The 21619-nt window shown below is 37.9% G+C and carries 16 protein-coding genes; all 16 read left to right on the forward strand.

The genetic code is table 11. The features are described from left to right. Positions 1 to 37 precede the first annotated feature (37 nt). The 16 genes from T501_RS19735 (at position 38) to T501_RS01095 (ending at position 21616) form a co-directional block, all read left to right on the forward strand. Complete coding sequence (locus tag T501_RS19735) at positions 38 to 1129, forward strand: M15 family metallopeptidase (RefSeq protein ID WP_050008043.1); 1092 nt, start codon at positions 38 to 40, stop codon at positions 1127 to 1129. A 233-nt stretch (positions 1130 to 1362) separates the two neighbouring features. Beyond that, positions 1363 to 2544, forward strand: a complete 1182-nt coding sequence (tgt, locus tag T501_RS01025; protein ID WP_044912735.1) for a tRNA guanosine(34) transglycosylase Tgt — start codon at positions 1363 to 1365, stop codon at positions 2542 to 2544. A 75-nt stretch (positions 2545 to 2619) separates the two neighbouring features. Beyond that, entirely contained in the window at positions 2620 to 2982 is a 363-nt protein-coding gene (yajC, locus tag T501_RS01030) for a preprotein translocase subunit YajC (RefSeq protein ID WP_044912737.1), read from the forward strand. Positions 2983 to 3164: 182 nt separating this feature from the next. Beyond that, a complete protein-coding gene (gene leuB / locus T501_RS01035) occupies positions 3165 to 4271 on the forward strand; it encodes a 3-isopropylmalate dehydrogenase (RefSeq protein ID WP_044912739.1) in 1107 nt (368 codons plus the stop codon). Next, entirely contained in the window at positions 4246 to 5889 is a 1644-nt protein-coding gene (locus tag T501_RS01040) for an ArnT family glycosyltransferase (RefSeq protein WP_044912741.1), read from the forward strand. Before leuB ends, T501_RS01040 begins: the two co-directional genes overlap by 26 nt. Before the next feature lie 87 nt (positions 5890 to 5976). Beyond that, positions 5977 to 7641 (forward strand): dihydroxy-acid dehydratase, encoded by a 1665-nt coding sequence (gene ilvD / locus T501_RS01045; protein ID WP_026509358.1) that lies wholly within the window; start codon positions 5977 to 5979, stop codon positions 7639 to 7641. Positions 7642 to 7675: 34 nt separating this feature from the next. Then, positions 7676 to 9361: a biosynthetic-type acetolactate synthase large subunit gene (ilvB, locus tag T501_RS01050; RefSeq protein ID WP_026509357.1), complete on the forward strand. Its 1686-nt coding sequence runs from the start codon at positions 7676 to 7678 to the stop codon at positions 9359 to 9361. A gap of 15 nt (positions 9362 to 9376) precedes the next feature. Next, entirely contained in the window at positions 9377 to 10870 is a 1494-nt protein-coding gene (locus T501_RS01055) for a L,D-transpeptidase (RefSeq protein ID WP_044912743.1), read from the forward strand. A gap of 198 nt (positions 10871 to 11068) precedes the next feature. Continuing rightward, complete coding sequence (serC, locus tag T501_RS01060) at positions 11069 to 12151, forward strand: 3-phosphoserine/phosphohydroxythreonine transaminase (protein WP_044912745.1); 1083 nt, start codon at positions 11069 to 11071, stop codon at positions 12149 to 12151. A gap of 44 nt (positions 12152 to 12195) precedes the next feature. Next, positions 12196 to 13365 carry a phosphoglycerate dehydrogenase gene (locus T501_RS01065; RefSeq protein ID WP_026509354.1) on the forward strand — a complete coding sequence of 390 codons (1170 nt, stop codon included), beginning with the start codon at positions 12196 to 12198 and terminating at the stop codon, positions 13363 to 13365. A 2-nt stretch (positions 13366 to 13367) separates the two neighbouring features. Next, positions 13368 to 14603, forward strand: coding sequence for a DUF1015 domain-containing protein (locus T501_RS01070; protein ID WP_044912747.1), 1236 nt, complete (start codon positions 13368 to 13370; stop codon positions 14601 to 14603). 224 nt (positions 14604 to 14827) lie between these two features. Beyond that, positions 14828 to 15940, forward strand: a complete 1113-nt coding sequence (locus T501_RS01075; RefSeq protein ID WP_044912749.1) for an asparagine synthase-related protein — start codon at positions 14828 to 14830, stop codon at positions 15938 to 15940. 58 nt (positions 15941 to 15998) lie between these two features. Further along, the gene (locus tag T501_RS01080) at positions 15999 to 16769 is read left to right on the forward strand and encodes a purine nucleoside phosphorylase YfiH/LACC1 family protein (protein ID WP_044912751.1); all 771 of its coding nucleotides are present in this window, start codon (positions 15999 to 16001) and stop codon (positions 16767 to 16769) included. Between the two features lie 22 nt (positions 16770 to 16791). Beyond that, the gene (locus tag T501_RS01085) at positions 16792 to 17310 is read left to right on the forward strand and encodes a hypothetical protein (RefSeq protein ID WP_044912753.1); all 519 of its coding nucleotides are present in this window, start codon (positions 16792 to 16794) and stop codon (positions 17308 to 17310) included. A gap of 6 nt (positions 17311 to 17316) precedes the next feature. Then, a complete protein-coding gene (locus T501_RS01090) occupies positions 17317 to 19470 on the forward strand; it encodes a peptidase domain-containing ABC transporter (protein ID WP_044912755.1) in 2154 nt (717 codons plus the stop codon). 4 nt (positions 19471 to 19474) lie between these two features. Beyond that, positions 19475 to 21616 (forward strand): ATP-binding cassette domain-containing protein, encoded by a 2142-nt coding sequence (locus T501_RS01095; protein ID WP_044912757.1) that lies wholly within the window; start codon positions 19475 to 19477, stop codon positions 21614 to 21616. Positions 21617 to 21619: the final 3 nt, after the last annotated feature.

A 21619-nucleotide genomic window follows, 5' to 3' on the forward strand; every position in this document is an offset into this window, starting at 1 on the left:
ATAGTAATTGGATTATATTTTATGAGGTTATGAGGGAATGCGTGCGAATCATTTACAGATGGGACCGACCTTTAAAGATAAGGTCATGGATAATGTCCGCACTTTTAACAGAAAACATAAGTATTTAAGATTTTTGGGTACGTTCTATGCAATAGTGGCATTGATACTGTATAGGATAGCACTTCATTTTTGCAGCAATGCTAAGAGATATACATGTCTAGCGTCAATTCTTTTTTTCTTTATTTCTATTAGTAGTTTTACTTATCCTGAAGCAATTGGGCTTAACGTCAGCTTTGTAATAGATTTTACTGAAGATGAAGACACGGAGTATTTTATAGCTGATTCCCTGGAAGAGGTTTTACCGGAGTCTGAGGCAGAACTTGCGCAGATCAGTCCTGTTGATAAAGACAAAATTCTAAGTGAAGAAGATACGAATGTTTCGGAAGATCAGGAACTTAAGGAAGGATTTTTGCTTGCAGGAGATATTGAGAATCTTGAAGATTCTTCAGATTCTGAATACGTAGATAATGAAGAAAAGCAGAACGAGAAATTTGATAAGGATGATTGGAAAATAATACTTGTAAATAAACAACATCCTATTCCGGATAATTATGAATTTCCGCTGGGTGAAATTGATGATACTATGAAATGCGATGAGAGAGTATTGTCACCACTTAAGGCTCTGCTCAAGGCAGCTGCAGCAGACGGTATAAACCTTGCCATTTGTTCTCCCTATAGAGACAGTGCAAGGCAGGAGAATCTGTTTTCAAGAAAAATAAACAATTATCTTGAAGCAGGACTTTCTTATATGGAAGCATATAATGCGTCATCCCAGGCAGTAACTGTTCCCGGGGCATCTGAGCATCAGATAGGACTTGCATTTGATATTGTATGTGGAACATATTATAATCTTGATGAAGGATTTGGCGATACGGCAGAAGGTAAATGGCTGGCTGATAACAGCTATAAATACGGTTTTGTCGTGCGTTATCTTAAGGGCAAGGAAAACATAACCGGTATCGAGTATGAACCATGGCATTTCAGGTATGTTGGTGTTGATGCTGCTACGATTATGTATAATGAGAATCTTTGTCTGGAAGAATTTTGGGATAATTATTTGTATGATTAGTTTGGGGGCTGTTGTATAATATACGACAGCTTCTTTTATCATATAGGAAATTCCGTTCGATTTCCTACATGATAAAAAGCACTCCGTGGGATGCACAGCTCGCGGAAAGGTATTTAATTTCTTCGCAATACCGCTCGCGCGCTAGGATTTTGCAAACAAAATCCTTTTTTATAGCATAGGATAATCCTTCAAAATCCCTGGAAGATAATAAATTTATTTACGAAAGGAATTATATGTATAAGCTTTTAAAAAAAGAGGGAATGGCGAAAAGGGCAGAATTTGAGACTGTTCATGGAACCATTCAGACTCCTGTTTTTATGAATGTTGCAACCGTTGCAGCAATTAAGGGCGCAGTTTCGACAGAGGATCTTGAACAGATCGATACTCAGGTTGTGCTTTCAAATACGTACCATTTGCACCTTCGTCCCGGTGATGATGTTATTTATAAAATGGGCGGACTACATAAGTTTATGAGCTGCAACAAGCCTATTTTAACTGATTCAGGCGGATTTCAGGTCTTTTCTCTCTCTGAAAACAGAAAGATTAAAGAGGAGGGAGTGTACTTCAGATCACACATTGACGGACATAAACTTTTTATGGGCCCTGAGGAAAGTATGAGGATTCAGTCTCATATCGCTTCAACCATCGCTATGGCATTTGATGAATGTCCTTCTGCCAGGGCAGATCATGAATATGTGAAAATGTCTGTTGACAGAACTACAAGATGGCTAAAGCGTTGTCAGGATGAAATGAACAGACTTAATTCACTTCCTGATACCATTAATAAAAATCAGCTTCTTTTCGGAATCAATCAGGGAGCAATATTTGAAGATCTTCGAATAGAACATGCAAAGCGTATATCAGAAATGGAGCTTGACGGATATGCTGTTGGCGGACTTGCCGTAGGCGAGACCCATGAGGAGATGTATCACGTACTTGACATTGTTACTGAGCATCTGCCTGAAAATAAACCCACTTATCTTATGGGAGTTGGTACACCTGCCAATATTCTTGAAGCTGTTGACAGAGGAATCGATTTCTTTGACTGTGTATATCCCAGCAGAAACGGCAGACATGGGCATCTTTATACAAAGAGAGGTCATATTAATCTGATGAATGCCAAGTATGAGCTTGATGACAGACCGATTGAAGAGGGCTGTAATTGTCCTGCATGCAGAAGATATTCAAGAGGATATATAAGACATCTTCTTAAGGCAGGAGAAATGCTTGGTATGCGACTTTGTGTTCTGCATAACCTGTATTTCTATAATCATCTTATGGAAGATATAAGAAACGCCCTGGATGCAGGCTGCTACAAAGCTTTTAAGAAAAATACCCTGGATGCAATGCTTGAATACGATTCAGAGGAGCCGACTGAGCGTTATGATATAGCAAAGGGATGGAAAAAGGGTTAAATTGTTACTTGTTAAAAAAGTCTATTAATTGTAAGATACTACATATGTTTAATAAAAGGTAATTTGGAGGTTGATATGAGTTTTGTGAACAGAATGGCCCTTGAAAGTGCCGGGGCTGTAAATGGTACCGGAAGCATTATGATAATTGTGGTTTATATTGCGATTTTTGCGGTACTTTATTTTATCATGATTCGTCCACAGAGAAAGGAACAGAAGCAGAAGGCACAGATTCTTTCCCAGCTTGCTGTTGGTGACAGTGTCAGAACTACCGGTGGATTCATCGGAACAGTAATTGATATTGATGATGAATCATCTACAGTAATCGTTGAATTTGGTAATAACAAGAACTGTCGTATTCCTATGGTTAAGGAAGCTATTGTTGAAGTTGAGAAGCCTGAGGATGCTGTAAAGGACAGCTCAAAAGACGATAAAAAGTAACTTAAAAGAGGACTGGTTTCAGTCTGCATTATAACGTGGACAGCCGGCGAACTTTATTTTTGCCGGCTTTAACTATATGGGGAGTTGGTTACCGCCAGCGTGCATACCTTTCACACTTGCAGGATTTGTATTGGGCCATAATGAGTCAAATATAAACATATAGTTTAAAGAGGAGAAAAAATATGAAAATGGGGATAACCTGTATACCGGGTGATGGTATAGGACCGGAAATTGTAGCAGAGGCTAAGAAAGTTCTTGATAAAGTCTGCTCTGTTTACAGTCATGAAATAGAATTTACTGATGTTCTTATGGGCGGAGCTTCTATTGACGCCTATGGTAAACCTCTTACTGAAGAAACAATCGAGGCCTGCAGAAAAGCAGATGCCGTTTTGATGGGTTCAATTGGTGGAAACACTTCTACTTCGCCATGGTATAAACTTGAACCGTCTCTTAGACCCGAAGCCGGACTTCTTGCGCTTCGAAAATCCTTAAATCTATTTGCAAATTTAAGACCAGCTTTTTTATATGATCAGCTTCAGGATGCATGTCCGCTTAAAGCAGAGACGTCAGATAAGGGCTTTGATCTCCTTATTATGAGAGAATTAACAGGCGGATTGTATTTTGGTGACAGGAAAACTGAAGAAGTCGATGGTGAGCTTGTTGCAACCGATACGCTTGTTTATAAAGAGAGCGAGATAAGAAGAATTGCAATCAAAGCCTTCGAAGTAGCAATGCAGAGATCCAAAAGCGTAATAAGTGTTGATAAGGCGAATGTACTTGATTCCTCAAGACTTTGGAGAAAGGTAGTTGAGGAAGTAGCAGCAGACTATCCGGAAGTAAAGCTCTCACATATGCTTGTTGATAACTGTGCAATGCAGCTTGTTAAGGATCCTTCTCAGTTTGATGTTGTATTAACTGAGAATATGTTTGGAGATATCCTTTCTGATGAGGCAAGTATGATTACCGGATCAATAGGTATGCTTCCAAGCGCTTCTTTAAATGAGACCAGTTTTGGATTATATGAACCAAGTCATGGAAGTGCACCGGATATAGCAGGCATGGATATTGCCAATCCTATTGCCACAATTTTGTCAGCAGCTATGATGCTAAAATTCACGTTCAAGCTTGATAAAGAGGCTCAAAGCATAGAAGATGCAGTAAAAAAGGCTCTTGAAGATGGCTATAGAACTGTAGATCTTATTCGTGGTGATGAGAGCATTGATGAGAGCAAAAAGTGTGGATGCTCTAAGATGGGAGATATAATTGCTTCGCGAATCGAAAGAATCTGAAGATGACTTAACTTTATATGATTATCTGCCCCAGGAACCTATAGATATGGTGGTTGTGCTTACAGTAATAGCTATGTTCTTTTACTATATCTGGCGCTCCACTTATCTGACTCCCTGGTATGATGAATTATATTCATATTATTATTTTATAAGCAGAGGACCTGTATATGCGGCTATTCATTGGCCGCTTCCGAATAATCACGTAGGGTATTCAGTGCTTTCATCTATACTCGACTTATTCGGCAATTCATATATGGGGCTGAGGGGAATATCTTTCTTTTGTGCTGTTTTAAACCCTTTTCTTGTTTATAGGCTGGGCAGACGTTTTTTGGATGATTGGTATGCATATGGAGCTATGCTTTTGTATTTTTCCAATATGCTTGTTAATGAAATGTCGGTTCAGGGAAGAGGATATACTCTTGCAACGACCTGTTTTCTAATTACTATAAGGCAGCTGACGATTATATGCAGATCTGGTGAGTTTAAGCTTTTTGATTACATTGCTTTTGGAACTGCATTGGTACTGGGCTTATACACATTGCCAAGCAGTATTTACTGGGTTATACCATCATGCCTTGCAGCAGGTTTCTTTCTGGTTGTAAATGGCTACAGGACGTATGACAATAGAGGTCAGATTTGGACTTCAAGATATTATAAAATACTAAAGAACTGTATTATCACAGGGCTTATCAGCGCGCTGATCGTGTTTGTCCTTTATCTTGTTATATGGCTTGCAATTGGATCGAATCTTCTTGTTAAGGATGAGAGCAGTGTATTTTATGGTATGTCACATGTCAGACTAATACTTACACATCCGTTCAAGGCTTCTTTTACGGGCATTGATTATATGCTGTCTCAGCCTTATATACAAAGTGTAAGCAGGAATGGCTATATCCAGAATCTTTTAAATTGGGCAAGAGGCTTATGCGGATATAATTATCCGGGGTTAAATGCTGTTACGTATTTTTTTATAATAAGCGCAAGTATTATTCTGATATTTGAGTGTATAAGACATTTTGAAAACAGTAGAACCATTTTTAATCTGCTTATGGTGTTTAATATAATCGGCTATCCTATTATGCTTATTATTCAGGCTAAATTACCATATTTTCGTGTATTTTCCTATGCAGGAGTTCTTTCTGCCATGTCATTTGCTTTTGTGCTTGAGCATGTAAGCGTAAAGCTAAGATACTTACTCAGGAAAAGGGAGAAGAGCAGGGGGCTGAAGAATATTATATTTTCATTACCTGTTCTAATGATGGTCGTAATGTCAGTTGTAATGATTTTAAGACCGGATTATCATAATCAGCTTGGCAAAAGAGAAACCAATTGTTATAACGCTCTCTATATTGCACATCCCACGAGTGCTAAAAAGATATGTGCCATTGATTGTGATCAGCAATTTCTGCTTAAATTCGGATGGGGAATTGATTGCGAAAATTATGATATAACGGATTGCGATTATATTCTTGTCGATAAAAATATGATGTATGAAGGCTATAATGGGCCGGACTTATGGAAATTTTATCAGACCTATGAAACAATACCCTGGGACTATGTAAATTCTAACTATTTTATCTTTTATGAGAATGAGAACTTTGTTTTATATAAAAGATAAGAGAGATAGTATAAATTATGAAAATTGTGGAACGTTAGAGATTTATCTTAAGCGGATCCGCTAAAGATATTATTAAGGAGGTTTTTTATGAACAGTGATCGCGTAATGGAAGGACTTCAACAGGCACCTCACAGAAGCTTGTTTAATGCACTTGGCTTCACAGCTGAAGAGAGGAAAAAGCCTCTTATTGGTATAGTAAGCTCTCAGAGTGATATAATTCCGGGACATATGGAGTTGGACAGAATTGCACAGGCAGTAAAGCTTGGTGTTGCCGAGGCTGGCGGAATGCCCGTAATCGTACCGGCTATAGCTGTATGTGACGGTATTGCAATGGGACATGTAGGAATGAAGTATTCACTCGTAACAAGAGATCTTGTTGCAGATAGTACTGAGTGTCTGGCAATGGCTCATGCTTTCGATGGAATGGTAATGATTCCCAACTGTGATAAAAATGTTCCCGGACTTCTTATGGCTGCTGCCAGAGTAAATATTCCCACTATTTTCTGCTCAGGCGGTCCTATGATGGCAGGACGTGTGCACGGTAAAAAACGCTCATTAAGTTCAATGTTTGAGGCAGTAGGCAGTGTATCAGCTGGAAAAATGACTGATGAAGAACTGTCTGAATTTGAAGAAAAGGTTTGTCCTACCTGTGGTTCATGTTCAGGAATGTATACTGCTAATTCCATGAACTGCCTTACAGAGGTTATAGGAATGGGCCTTAGAGGTAACGGAACTATTCCTGCGGTATATTCTGCGCGCATAAGACTTGCTAAAAAGGCAGGATATCAGATCATGGAGCTTGTTAAGAATAATATTCGTCCCAGAGATATCATGACTAAGGAAGCTTTTGAGAATGCTCTTGCCATGGATATGGCGCTGGGATGCTCTACAAACACCATGCTTCATCTGCCGGCAATTGCTCATGAGGCAGGTATAGAGATCAATATGGAGATGGCAAATGAGATTTCCGACAGAACACCAAACCTTTGTCATCTTGCACCTGCAGGTCCTACTTACATGGAAGATCTTAATGAGGCAGGCGGTATTTATGCGGTAATGAGCGAGCTCGCAAAGAAGGATCTGCTTCATCTTGATCTGCTAACCTGCACAGGAAAAACTGTGGGCGAGAATATAAGGAATGTTCATAATCTTGATCCGGAAGTTATAAGACCGATAGATAATCCATATATGCCAAACGGCGGTATCGCTGTTCTTAAGGGGAATCTTGCTCCTGATACCGGCATTGTAAAGAGATCGGCAGTTGTTCCTGAAATGATGGTACATGAAGGCCCCGCAAGAGTATTTGATTGTGAAGAAGATGCTATCGCTGCAATTCTTGGTGGAAAGATAGTAGAAGGTGATGTGGTAGTTATCAGATACGAAGGTCCTAAGGGCGGTCCTGGCATGAGGGAAATGCTTAATCCTACCTCTGCAATTGCAGGTATGGGACTTGGTTCAACTGTAGCACTTATCACAGACGGACGCTTCTCGGGCGCAAGCAGAGGCGCTTCAATAGGCCATGTATCACCTGAAGCAGCTGTTGGGGGACCGATTGCACTTGTAAAAGAGGGAGATATTATTTCTATCGATATTAATAACAATAAACTCGATATGAAGGTATCTGATGAGGAGCTTGCTAAGAGAAGAGCTGAGTGGACTCCCAGAGAACCCAAAATCACAACAGGATATCTTTCCAGATATGAAAAGATGGTTACAAGTGGTAACAGAGGAGCAATTCTTGAAATAAAATAATAAAAAAGCAGGTTGAGAAAAGGAGCAATATTAAATGCAGCTTACAGGAGCACAGATTGTACTGGAATGCCTTAAAGAACAGGGAGTAGATACTGTTTTTGGTTATCCGGGGGGAACAATTTTAAATGTTTACGATGAATTATATAAGCAACAGGATCAGATAAAGCACATTTTAACGTCACATGAGCAGGGCGCATCACATGCAGCGGACGGATATGCAAGAGCAACAGGAAAAGTTGGCGTTTGCCTTGCAACCAGCGGCCCGGGCTCTACAAACCTTGTGACAGGTATTGCATCTGCATATATGGACTCAGTTCCTATGGTTGCAATTACCTGTAATGTAAATCTGCCGTTGCTTGGTAAAGATACCTTTCAGGAGGTAGATATCGTAGGTATAACCATGCCTATAACAAAACACGGTTATATCGTTAAGGACATAAAACAGCTTGCAGATACTATAAGAAAAGCATTTGATATTGCAAGGAGCGGAAGACCGGGACCTGTAATTGTTGATATTACTAAGGATGTAACAGCCGCAAAATGCGATTATAAATTCTCAGAACCTGTTCATAAGGACAGACCGTTAAAGTATACTGAAGATGATATTGCTACAGCAGTTAAGATGATTGAGCACGCTAAAAGACCATTTATATATGTCGGTGGTGGTGCTGTTATTTCAGGTGCTAATAATGAACTGCTCACATTTGCTGAGAGAATTCAGGCACCTGTATGTGATACACTTATGGGAAAAGGCGCGTTTAATGGTCATCACAGCCTCTATACCGGTATGATTGGTATGCATGGCACTAAAACTTCTAACTTTGGTGTCAGCGAATGCGATCTTTTGATTACTCTTGGAGCGAGATTCTCTGATCGTGTTATAGGAAATGCCAAGACTTTTGCCAAGAAAGCAAAGATACTGCAGATTGATATAGATGCTGCAGAGATCAATAAGAATATACGCACTGATTATTATATAGTGGGTGACCTTAAGGAAGTGCTTGAGAAAATCAATGATAAGCTTACCCAGCAGAATCATTCTGAATGGATTGCTCATATTAAAGAATATGAGAAGAAGTTCCCGCTTAATTATGACAAAGAATCTCTTACATGTCCTTATGTAATTGAGACTTTGGATAAATTAACTGATGGTGAAGCTATCATTTCAACTGATGTAGGACAGCATCAGATGTGGACTGCGCAATTCTACAAATTCAAGCATCCCAGAACTTTCCTCACCTCCGGCGGCCTTGGAACTATGGGATATGGACTTGGCGCAGCCATTGGTGCAAAAGTTGGCATGCCTGAAAAGACTGTAGTAAATATTGCAGGTGACGGATGCTTCAGAATGAATATGAACGAACTGGCAACTGCCAGCAGATATAATATTCATGTGATTGAGGTAGTTATAAACAATCAGGTTCTTGGTATGGTAAGGCAGTGGCAAAACTTGTATTATAATCAGCACTATTCAAATACCATTCTTACCGACAAAGTGGACTATTGTAAAGTTGCTGAAGCACTTGGATGTATGGCAATCAGAGTTACAAAGAAGGATGAGGTTCTTCCTGCCCTTAAGAAAGCTCTGGATGCGAAAGGTCCTGTACTTCTCGATATTGCAGTTGATCCGGATGAGAAGGTATTTCCTATGGTATCTCCCGGCGGATCAATAAGTGAAGCTTTTGATGAGAAAGATTTAGAGGGAAAGGACAGGGCATAACTGTCCGGATAAGGTATGAAGAAGAGGGGAATTTTATATTTAGTTCTGGCATTATCTTTGGGTTCTTTTATAACAATATATTTACTGTTGGGCTTTTACTACAGTGGAAGCTTTGCTTACGGTACATGGATCAATCATGTTTATTGTACCGGTAAGACAGTGAATGAGGCCAATAATGAGCTGAAGAACAATACCTTTTACAATGGTATTGTTGTTTCAGCTGCCGATGGGGAAAAGTACTTCATCAATTCAGATTCTATTGATTTTAGTATCGATTACTATGATGAGCTTAAAAATATAATGGATTCCCAAAATCCATTTATTTGGGGAGAAAACTTATTTATATCAAAGAATCGTGAAATCCCGGGCAGTCCTTCTTTTGATGAGGAAAAGCTTGAAAAAATATTGCTCGAATGGAATCTGTTTGATGTAGCAGATAAGCCATATTATCAGTTAAAGAAAAATGATGGCGGATATTATTTGGAAACATCCTCTGAAAAGACGGCTAATTTCCGTAAAGTTTATGATTTTGTAAAAGATGCTGTTTATCAGAAAAAGTATGAAGCTGATGTGAGCTCGTTATCTGACTTTTATGATGATATAAAAGCGACAGAGGACGACATGAAGGTCTATGATCTGTTTGAGAGAATAGATAAAGTTCAAAATAACGATGCTTCGATTAGGATAGCCGAAAATAAAATAAGTGCCGCTCCGTCTGATATCACTGAATGGATGATCACTCTTGATGAGTTGGATAAGGCTATTGATGAAGAAAAGAGCGAGGAAAATCCGGGAAATGGTTACTTTATTGCAGGTGATAAGGTAATAGAGTTTCCAAGAGATTATCGTGTTGAAGAGAATATTGTAACTGATAAAGATGGTAATATTCTTTTAAGCTGCTCCAATGTATACGATTTTATCTGTGACAAGCTGGCTGAGATAGATACAAATCAATGTATAGAAAGATATCAGAAAGATGGCAAAGGCCTCATTTATGTCAGCGGCAACAAGAACGGAAAGCTATATGATGAGAATAAGGAATATGAGAATTTCGTAAATTCTATTGATGGTGCCGGACCTGCTGTGTCTGAAATAGCTCTTCCCAATAAATCATTAGTTTTGGATGGTGCTGAGCTTGGTAAGGAATATATTCTTGTTGATATGGGTAATCAGCATCTTAGATATTACAAGAATGGAAAAATCTGTATTGAGTATGACATTGTAACCGGTAATATCGGCCTCGGAAGAGGTACTCCTGTAGGACTTTACCACATTTACAATAAGCGATATCACACAATTTTACGAGGTGCTGACTATGCTTCATTTGTAAATTATTGGCTTGGTGTTAATAAGGGAATAGGGATACATGATGCCACCTGGAGAAAGGAATTTGGTGGCGAAATTTACAAACGTTCCGGTTCTCATGGATGCATAAATTCACCACTTGATCTCATGGAAAAACTGTATAATCAGGTTGAAGTTGGCGTACCTGTATTGCTTTATTACTAAATTAAAGCTCCTGAATTTCTAATGAAATTTAGGAGCTTTTTCTTTTTAAAATATTAAATAACATTAATTATGGAATATGCAGTTGACAAAAAAATATTTGTGATTTAAATTATTTTTAAATCAAAGATTCGAGTTCTAAAAAAATAAAAAAATAAATTTGTGTTTGCCAAATATTTTTTATCACAGGAGGAAAAAACAGTGTCCAGAGTTTACAATTTTAGTGCAGGTCCGGCAGTACTTCCGGAAGAGGTTTTAAAACAGGCTGCAGCAGAGATGCTTGATTATAACGGAAGTGGAATGTCAATTAATGAGATGAGCCACAGATCCAAGGCCTTTGATCAGGTTATTCAGACAGCTGAACAGGATATCCGCGATCTTATGAATATTCCTGATAATTATAAAGTTCTATTTCTTCAGGGCGGTGCAAGTCAGCAGTTTGCAGCGGTACCAATGAACCTTATGCAGAATAAAAAGGCAGCATATATAGTTACCGGACAGTGGGCTAAAAAGGCAATGGCAGAAGCAAAGAAGTATGGAGAAGTGGTCGAAGTTGCTTCAAGTGCAGATAAGACTTTCTCATATATTCCTGATTGCTCTGATCTGGATATTCCGGAAGACGCTGATTATGTATATATTTGCGAGAATAATACAATTTATGGAACAAAGTTCAAGAAGCTTCCTAATACTAAAGGACACATACTTGTATCCGATGTATCTTCATGCTTCTTATCTGAGCCTGTAAATGTAAATGATTACGGTGTTATTTACGGCGGCGTTCAGAAGAATGTAGGACCTGCAGGACTGGTAATCAGTATCATAAGAGAAGATCTTATCAGAGATGATGTTCCTGATTTTGTTCCTACAATGCTTAAATGGAAGACTCAGGCTGACAACGGATCTCTTTACAATACACCTAACTGCTGGGCTATTTATATGTGTGGTCTTGTGTTTAAATGGCTCAAAGCTCAGGGGGGTCTTGAGGAGATGAAAAAGAGAAATGAAGAGAAAGCAGCGCTTCTTTATGATTTCCTTGATAACAGCAAGATGTTCAAAGGAACAGTAAGACCTGAGGACAGATCTCTGATGAATGTACCGTTTGTTACAGGTAATGATGACCTTAACGCAAAATTCATCGCAGAGGCAACTGCAAATGGTCTTGTAAGTCTTAAGGGACACAGAACAGTTGGTGGTATGCGTGCAAGCATTTATAACGCTATGCCTAAGGAAGGTGTACAGAAACTTGTAGACTTTATGGAAACATTTGAAAAAGCAAATTCATAATTTTTCAGAAATATGACTTAATAAATTATTGAAAGGAAAACAAAATGTTTAAATATAAATGCTTAAATCCTATCGCAAAAGTAGGTTTAAATAATTTCACAGATCAGTACTCGGCAGTAGATAATGTGGATGATGCAGACGGAATTCTTGTCCGTAGCGCTAATATGAATGAGATGGAGTTCTCTGATAATCTTCTTGCAATTGCAAGAGCCGGCGCCGGTGTTAATAATATTCCAGTAGACAGATGTGCAGAGGAAGGTATAGTAGTATTTAATACTCCCGGAGCTAATGCAAACGGTGTTAAGGAGATGGTAATAGCAGCAATGCTTATTGCTTCCCGTGATATCATCGGTGGTGTTGAATGGGTAAGAGCAAATGCCGGAGATCCTGAAATTGCAAAGCTTACTGAGAAGACAAAGAAGAAATTTGCTGGAACAGAGATTGCTGGTAAGAAGCTCGGTATCATAGGTCTTGGTGCTATCGGAGTAAGAGTTGCAAATGCAGCAAGAAATCTGGGCATGGAAGTATACGGTTATGATCCTTATCTTTCCGTAGATGCAGCATGGAGCCTTTCATCAGATGTAAAGCACGTTACCAACGTTGATGATATCTATTCGAAATGTGACATAATCACAATTCATGTTCCTGCACTTGATAATACTAAGGGAATGATCAATGCAGAAGCAATTGCAAAGATGAAGAAGGGCGTTATTATTCTCAATCTTGCAAGAGATATCTTATGCAATGAAACAGATGTCCTTTCTGGAATCAACTCAGGTAAGATCAGAAAATATGTAACTGATTTCCCGAACACAGTAACTGCAGGTCATGATGATTGTATCGTTATTCCTCACCTTGGAGCTTCTACAGAGGAGTCAGAAGATAACTGCGCTATTAAGGCAGTGTTACAGATGAAGGATTACCTTGAAAATGGTAATATCGTGAATTCTGTTAATATGCCGCGCTGTGAGCAGGGCATTTGCACAGGTCCCAGACTTGCTATTATCCATAAGAATGTTGCAGGTATGATCGGTAAGTTTACTCAGGTACTTGCAAATGCGAATTACAATATTTCAAATATGACAAATAAATCCAGAGGTGATTTCGCTTATACTATTATTGATGTTGAAAGTAGTATTTCTGATGACCTTGTTAAGGAAATCCAGGACATTGATGATGTAATACGTGTTCGTGTAGTAAGAAAGGATGTATAAAAATGGCTGACGTAAGAGCTTTTGCTGCATATAGACCAAGAAAAGACATAGCTGATAGAGTTGCAGCACTTCCTTATGATGTTTACAACAGAGAGGAAGCGAGAGCTGAGGTTGAGCGTGAACCAATGTCATTTCTTGCAATAGACAGACCTGAAACACAATTTCCGGAAGATCATGATATGTATGCTGAAGATGTTTATCAGAAGGCACATGATATGCTTTGGGAAAAGATTGAAAATGGAATTTTCATACATGATGAAAAGCCTTGCTATTATCTGTATGAGCAGACCATGAACGGCAGAGTTCAGACAGGTATCGTGGCATGCAGCTCTGTAGATGACTATGATAATAATGTTATTAAAAAGCATGAGAATACTCTTGCAAAAAAAGAAGCTGACAGAATACATCATGTAGATTCATGTGATGCTCAGACAGGACCAATCTTTTTATGCTATAGAGAAAATGATTCCATAAGAAAGGTGATAAACAGAGTCAAGGCTGAGGATGAACCCCTTTATGACTTTGTGACCAAAGATGGAATAAAAAGCAGAGTTTTCATTATTGATAAGGATAATGAGATAGAAACCATAGCTGAAGCTTTTAAGGGTATGGACAGCATCTATATAGCAGATGGTCATCACAGATGCGCTTCTGCGGTTAAAGTTGCAAAGAAAAGAAGGGCTGAGGATCCTGACGCTAATGGAAATAAGGAATATGATTTCTTTTTATCTGTACTGTTTCCTGATAGCGAGCTGATGATCATGGATTATAATCGTGTGATCAAGGATTTAAATGGAATGTCTAAGGAAGATTTTCTTCAGAAAATATCCGAGAAGTTTGATGTTCAGGAGGAAGCCGGACAGGTTAAGCCTTCACAAAAATGCGAGATCGGAATGTATCTGGGAAATAAATGGTACAGATTAAATGCACACGATGATATTAAGAGTGATGATGCTGTAGAAGGGCTTGATGTAAGCGTTCTTCAGAACCATGTACTTACACCTCTTCTCAACATAAGTGATCCTAAAAATGATCCCAGGATTGACTTCGTTGGCGGAATCAGAGGTCTGGGTGAGCTTGAGAAGAGATGCAAAAATGACTGTGTATTAGCTTTTTCAATGTATCCTACTGATATTCATGAGCTTTTTGCAGTTGCTGATGCAGGAAGGCTTATGCCTCCCAAATCCACCTGGTTTGAACCAAAGCTCCTTAGCGGCTTATTTATTCATGCCATTTAAAATACCTTAAATATATTTTTAACCGACAAATTATTAAAAAAGATGTTACTAAAAGGTGAGATTTCGCCTTTAGTAACATCTTTTTTATATTATGTAGAGAACTAACTTATCGAAGTATTTTAGATTGTTTTAATTATGATTATCGGGTTAATCATGATAGACTAAAAAGTGTAATTATTTTTATGTAAAAATATAAAGAAGCTATACAGGTGATGGGGGAAAATATGTTTAAAAAAGAATTGCTGGATCGGAAATCAATTGATTCCTATTTAAGATTTTCCTATTTTGGAACAGGTATGTCCTATTTTGATCCAACTTCAAAGGGTTGTGATTACGTAGATTTTTCTATAGGTAAAGAGAAGGAAAGGGATGAATATCTAAAAGAACTAAACAGTATACTTGATGATATTCTTACAAAAGAAAGACAGTACAGTGAAGCTGCATTTTTATCATCAGGTGTTGATTCCTCTTTGTTGGCATGTGGGATTAAGGCGAAGGATACTTTCTCTGTAATATATGATGATGTGGAATTCGATGAGTCACCTTATGCACGAAAGACAGCGGAAATGATAGGTAGCAGACATCATGAGGTTAAGGTTGGATCTGCGGATTTTTTTGGAGTTGTTTCAGAAGCCTTGAAAAGCAGAGAACTGCCAACGGGAGATCCTTCCTACATCGCTCTGTATATTGGTGTCATGGAGGCAGCCAGGATTACTGATACAATCTGCTCAGGTGAAGGTCCTGATGAGATGTTTTGCGGATATCACTGTTACAATAAATATTTAAATAATCCTATGAAGGACTTTTATCTTTTTATCAATTCGATTTTCGATGTAGGGACAAAGGAAATTTCCGGTCTATCCGACTATGACGGAGATGGATTTCTTAAAATGAATGCCTTTGATCTTACCTGGTGGATGAATGGAAATATTATTCCAAATATTGATAGAGCTGCCGCAGCTAATAACATAAATATAAGAACACCGTATATGCGGGATGACCTGAAGAAATTTGCTTTATCATTACCTGTAAAATATAAGGCTGATAAACAATACGGAAAGATTCTATTCAGGGAATCTGCAAAACGATATGTTGGTGATGAAATTGCAAGTAGAGAAAAGAAGGGGTTCCCGGTACCGGTTCGCAAATGGATGAGACAGGAGCCATACAAGACCAGGATTCTTGATGCGATAACAGATTCTGATATGAAAGATATATTCTCTTCAATTGATTTGAAGTCGGTTATCAAGGGCTTTTATGAAGATATGGATGATACTTTTTATAAACGTGTTTATACATTATTTGCTTTTGCAACATGGTATAAACAATTGGTATAGCTGTTGATTACGGATATAGACAGGAAATAAAAGAAACTAAACTGAAAGGGGATAGTGCATGACGCCGGTTGCTTTTTTAGATGATAAATATCCTGTCAGGACTTTTATTTCGGATTTTGGTGACACTAAGGATTACGACAACTGGAAAAGCGTCTCGATACGAGCTCCGGTAATAAAAAAGTTTCTGGGGGTTGATTTTGATGAAAGCTTTTATGGTCAGGAATCTCATTCCGGTAATGTCTTTGTGATAAATCAGAAAAATGAAGGTATGAATGGAAAGCTGGAATATATAAATGAGACCTATGCAGTTGGAGATGCCGGTGGTTATGACAGCATAGTTACTTCCCTGAAAAAGGTAATGATATGCATCTGGTCAGCTGATTGCGTACCTGTATTTCTGTATGATCCTGTAAAACAGGTAATAGCCGTGGCCCATAATGGGTGGAGAGGGATTTTAGCTGATATAACCATAAATACATTAAATGTTATGGAAAGATGCTTTGGAACAAAGCATGCGGATGTAATAGCTGCATACGGGCCCGGAATCTGCGGGAATTGCTACGAAGTCGGAACGGATATATATGATATCTTTTTGGGAAAATTTGAAAAAAACGTAACTTCCGGATTTTTCAGGAAAAAGGATAACGGGAAGTTTTTACTTGATTTGAAAAAGGCAGCAACATACGAATTGACCGCTGCAGGAGTTCAAAAAGAAAACATTTTTGATACAGGGATATGTTCCTACGAGAATAAAAGCTATGCATCCTACAGACGTGATGGTAAATCAGGACCTGCAATGCAGACAATTTCAGGTATCGTAATGTATTAACCAATAAGGAGCTTTTAACTATATGCAAAATAATCAGAATTACAGAGACTGGATACAGTCTGACCCGCAATATAATAAGGAAGAGGCGTGGCCTTCATCTATTTTTCCGAAGGCAAAATATCATTTTTTCAAGGAAACCGGGTGTCTTGTGACGTCACTTGCTATAATGCTTAGGCATTTTGGAATTGAGAAGGAAGAGGATGAGGAAAAATTCAATCCCTGGATTCTTAATAAGAGGTTTATAGAAAAGGAATTATTTACCGAAAGTGCTGATCTGGAACTTAATTACATAGACAGAGTTTATCCTATTGAATATAAAGGACGTTTTCCCTTTTCATTTGAAAAATTAAAAGAATTGTATGAGAGTGGACAACCTTTTCTGTTGACAGTTCCGGGCGTAAAGGGAGAAAGACATTTTATTGTACCGGATGAACTTATAGATGATAATTTGACTGTTATAGATTGTGCCTGGCAAAAAAAATATCTTAGCGATTTCAATACAATTTGTGAACTAAGAAAATTTCAGCGTAAGGAGGCATAATGCTGTATGCTTGTTGGATTAAGGCGAATGCAAATTAATATTGCACCTCAAAGGTCAGAATTCGGTTCTGCCTGCCTTAGTATGCTGTCAGGATTTTACGGAAAGACTATTTCACTTATGGAAGCAGCAAAGCTTTGCTGTGTTTCTAAAAACGGCTGCACATTTGAACAGCTAAGGGATGGAGCACAGTATATAGGCTTTAACTGTGAAATATTGGATGCAGATTATGGAATTATAAGTAAGAGAAATGAGCCCTGCATAGTTATGCTTGATTCAGACTATGCTGTTTTTTATAAGCTAAAGGGCCGCAAAGCAATTTTATGCACTCCTGATAAAGGGCTTGTGAAAATTGATATAGATGATTTCAAAGAAGCCTTATCTTCTAAAATGTTATATATTTCACCTTCAGGTGAATCCGGTATCAAATCTATTGAATACCTTTCACCTGCAAAATACATTTTTTCCATTTTGGCAGAAACAAAGAAAAGCTATCTCTTTATCAGCTGTTTGCTGCTTACTTCCATATCCTTGCTTTTTTTTTCTGTACAGTACTTTATAAGTGAATTTACGGATACTTACTATGCTTCGAATTACGAAAACAGTAAGCCTTTTATTTATTGTGTTTATATTTTAATAATTCTTTTGATTTTACTTATAGTTTTTGAGGTTTTTCAGACAATCGTTTTTCCGAAGCTGTCAGAAAATATAGCTACTATTTGTCGCAAGAATTTTGTGTGGTCATCACTTAATCTTCCCATGTTTTTTTACTCAATTAGATCTGACGGATATTTTATGGAAAGCGTTTTGCAGGCTGTTCGCACCGGCTATTTTTTATCCAAACAGATTGTTGAACTGATTATAAGACCTTTCTTTGCAGCGGTTTGCCTTTTGTTTATAGCCAGGGTTTCGGTGATTGCCTGTATATTAGTTATTCTTTCCTATATCGTGATGAGTATTGCAACCTATATAAATGCCCGCCTGGAGGATGAGACAGAAGAAATAGTATTTTACAAGGATTCGAAGGCTGAAGGCTTTCTTTATGATGGATTAAAGGCTATAAGAAGCATCAAAAATTCAGGATCGGAATTCATTTTTTTCAGGGAATATTTTGGTCTTAACCTTGATACTTCCAAAGAACAGAAGAAATTCGATATCATTGAGGGCTCTTTTAACGGTTTTCCTACACTGGTAGCTAATATCACAAAGATGATTCTTTTGATGCTTGGAATTATAAGTATTATTTATAGCAAGGTTACTTATGGTGGTCTTATTTTCATAATTGGAATATACGAGATTTCTCAGGAATATATAAAAGCCGCGATTTATTCAAGAAAGGTTCTTATAACAATAAATAATAAATTAAAAAATCTTGCTGATATTTTCAGTAGCGCTAAAGATGATGAAAACGGAGTTCCGGCAGAGAATGTAAGCTATAACAAGTTAAAAGGGAATATAGAGATAAAAGGAGTAAGTTTTGGTTACAATAAGTATTCAAGAGAAATCCTGCATGATATATCAATGACAATTCCTTCCGGAAACAGTATTGCAATTGTTGGAGCAACCGGTTGCGGAAAAACAACTCTTAAACAACTGATTTGCGGAAGATATGACCCCTGGAAGGGAGAAATACTTTTTGATGGAGTTTCATCCGGGGATATTCCCGAGGATGTACGTCTGAGCTCTATTTCCTCAGTTGATCAGAAGATAGGAATATTTGGCGATACCATAATGAATAATATTAAAATGTGGGACAGTACACAGCTTGATGCCGATGCTATCCTGGCTGCAAAGGATGCTCAGATCAATGAGTGTATCATTTCCCGCAAGAATGGTTACAATTATGTTATGAGTGATAATGGCACTGACTTTTCAGGCGGAGAGCGACAGCGAATAGAAATAGCCAGAGCACTTTCAATGGATCCGTCAATTCTTGTTCTTGATGAAGCAACCAGCTCCCTTGATACGATCGTTGAAAAGAGAATTGTTGAACATATACGACAAAGAGGAATTACAACAATAGTTATTGCTCACAGGCTTTCCACAATAAGGCAGTGTGACAAAATATATGTAATGGAAAATGGTCGAATTATTAGTAGCGGAACTCATGAAGAGCTTATGGAAAAATGTGAGCTATATCATGAGCTTGTGACAGTGGAATAAAACTATGAGTAATCTTTTTACAAGGCAGATCAGAGAAAGAAAAATAGCCGATTCTATTATGAAGGATAAGGCTGATAATTTAATAGAAGATGTCTATAAAAGAAATTATGCACGTAACATATTTTCGAAGGTTACGTCTAATAATGATGCCCTTGATCTGATTGTTTCATGGTGCGGTATCAGCAAAGACAAGCTTTCTGATATAGAAAATGAAAATATTCTTTTCACTGATGTCGTAAAGGAAAAGGAATGGTATAAAAGCCAGATGGGCTATTGTATTGGCTTTGGTACGGATGGAAAGGCAGTCGCATTTATTCCGGCAGCTTTTGGCGGATATTATTATTTTGATGAAAATAATAAAAGGATATTTGTAAATAAGGATACAGCTGCTTCCTTTTCTAAGATTTATCTGGTTTGCAGACTTCTTCCTGAAAGAAATCTATCTATTGTAGATTTTTTTCTTTATCTGATGAGTTTTATGAGGCCTGAATTATTCATTATCTATATAGTTATTGCAATAATTTCGGGTGTGTTGGGACTTCTTTTTCCTGCGCTTGTAAGTGATATTCTTGATAAAGCAAAAAAGCTTGATACCTTCAGATTCAGAGACATTGCACTTGTAATTGTTTTTTGCATAGGCGTAGAATGTATAAGATTTTTGTTTAGTATGATACTTAATATCTATAGCAATGTCTTTACCAACATGGTGGGATTCAATGTCCAAAACGCAGCACTGTCGAGGTATTTGGAGGGTAACAATGATAAAATAACTAAAAAGGAGCCGACCTATGTATGGACAGCTATCACTGCAGAAATTCCTGAGTTTATAAAGAATATTCTAAATGCCTGCCTTTGCATTATTCCGCAACTGATATTTACTGTGTTTTACTGCATTGCAACTGTTTATTATTTGAGAGGATACTTTTTCTGGATGCTCGTTGGAATATTTATTCTGATGAATATTATGTGGGCAGTCTATTCAGGCTTTGATAAATGGTACAGTAAAACTCTTAATGATCGTATTCGAGGTGATAAATATCTGGGCCAGGTATACCAATGGATAGAAAAAATAAGAAGCAGAAAAGCTCAGAAACGTATATATCTTGGATGGTCCAAAATTTATGCAAAAGAGGCCGGGGCTGATATTAATAGAAAAAAATACGATGTAATGGAAGCTGCTGTAATAGATTTTGTGGGTCCAATGTTTCAGATTATCCTGATTATTATTGCACTTGCAGGTGATTTCTCATATCAGGTTTTTACAACCTGTATAGTGCTTGCAGGCCTTATTGCACCGCAAATATGTGAAATCACAATGTACATAGAAAGGATGTTTAACAGCAAGTCATTATGGAATAACATCGAATTCTTATTTCAGGGAGATGTAGAAAAGAAAACAAACACTCTTTGTAATAAATTTACAGGGGAGCTTAGTGTACGAAATCTCTCCTTTGCTTATCCTGAGATGGAAAGACTTATTGATGATATATCCTTTGAGGTACATGAAGGAGAATACATTGGAATTACCGGAATTTCCGGATGCGGTAAAAGTACACTTTTAAAGCTTCTTCTGGGAATGCTGAGTCCCGATAAAGGTGAGATCAGTTATGGCAAATATAATCTTCAAAGGACAGATCAGAGAAGTATAATGAAAAACATAGGAATTGTCATGCAGGGAGAGACCCTTATTCCGGGAACAATCAGGCAAAATATGAGTATGCAGCCAAGACCTGTTACGGACGAGGAAATATGGGAAGTACTTACTAAAGTTGGAATAGACGATCTTATAAGAAGCTATCCTGCCGGACTTGATACTGAAATAGGAGTTTCCGGTGCGGAAATATCAGGCGGACAAATGCAAAAGCTTCTTATCGCCAGGGCTATTATAGCAAAGCCCCAAATGATAATTTTTGATGAGGCTACAAGTGCTCTTGATAATATTTCACAGAGGGAAATCAAGAACCTTCTCGATGACATGAAATGTACAAAAATAGTTGTTGCTCACAGGTTATCAACCATAAAGGACTGTGACAGAATTCTTCTTCTGGAAAACGGGAGAATAACCCAGGAAGGTACCTTTGATGAATTAGTAAATGAGGATGGCCAGTTCAAAGAACTTGTTCTTTGTCAGCAGGCTGCTAACTAAATA

The organism is Butyrivibrio sp. WCE2006 (assembly GCF_000701985.1).
In the GTDB taxonomy this organism is placed as follows: Bacteria; Bacillota; Clostridia; order Lachnospirales; family Lachnospiraceae; genus Butyrivibrio.

What these genes read in the sequence shown, in the direction of transcription:
- T501_RS19735 (WP_050008043.1), top strand. Translation starts at nt 38, where the DNA reads ATGCGTGCGAATCATTTACAGATGGGACCGACCTTTAAAGATAAGGTC.
- tgt (WP_044912735.1), top strand. Translation starts at nt 1,363, where the DNA reads ATGTATAAGCTTTTAAAAAAAGAGGGAATGGCGAAAAGGGCAGAATTT.
- yajC (WP_044912737.1), top strand. Translation starts at nt 2,620, where the DNA reads ATGAGTTTTGTGAACAGAATGGCCCTTGAAAGTGCCGGGGCTGTAAAT.
- leuB (WP_044912739.1), top strand. Translation starts at nt 3,165, where the DNA reads ATGAAAATGGGGATAACCTGTATACCGGGTGATGGTATAGGACCGGAA.
- ilvD (WP_026509358.1), top strand. Translation starts at nt 5,977, where the DNA reads ATGAACAGTGATCGCGTAATGGAAGGACTTCAACAGGCACCTCACAGA.
- ilvB (WP_026509357.1), top strand. Translation starts at nt 7,676, where the DNA reads ATGCAGCTTACAGGAGCACAGATTGTACTGGAATGCCTTAAAGAACAG.
- T501_RS01055 (WP_044912743.1), top strand. Translation starts at nt 9,377, where the DNA reads ATGAAGAAGAGGGGAATTTTATATTTAGTTCTGGCATTATCTTTGGGT.
- T501_RS01065 (WP_026509354.1), top strand. Translation starts at nt 12,196, where the DNA reads ATGTTTAAATATAAATGCTTAAATCCTATCGCAAAAGTAGGTTTAAAT.
- T501_RS01070 (WP_044912747.1), top strand. Translation starts at nt 13,368, where the DNA reads ATGGCTGACGTAAGAGCTTTTGCTGCATATAGACCAAGAAAAGACATA.
- T501_RS01075 (WP_044912749.1), top strand. Translation starts at nt 14,828, where the DNA reads ATGTTTAAAAAAGAATTGCTGGATCGGAAATCAATTGATTCCTATTTA.
- T501_RS01080 (WP_044912751.1), top strand. Translation starts at nt 15,999, where the DNA reads ATGACGCCGGTTGCTTTTTTAGATGATAAATATCCTGTCAGGACTTTT.
- T501_RS01085 (WP_044912753.1), top strand. Translation starts at nt 16,792, where the DNA reads ATGCAAAATAATCAGAATTACAGAGACTGGATACAGTCTGACCCGCAA.
- T501_RS01090 (WP_044912755.1), top strand. Translation starts at nt 17,317, where the DNA reads ATGCTTGTTGGATTAAGGCGAATGCAAATTAATATTGCACCTCAAAGG.
- T501_RS01095 (WP_044912757.1), top strand. Translation starts at nt 19,475, where the DNA reads ATGAGTAATCTTTTTACAAGGCAGATCAGAGAAAGAAAAATAGCCGAT.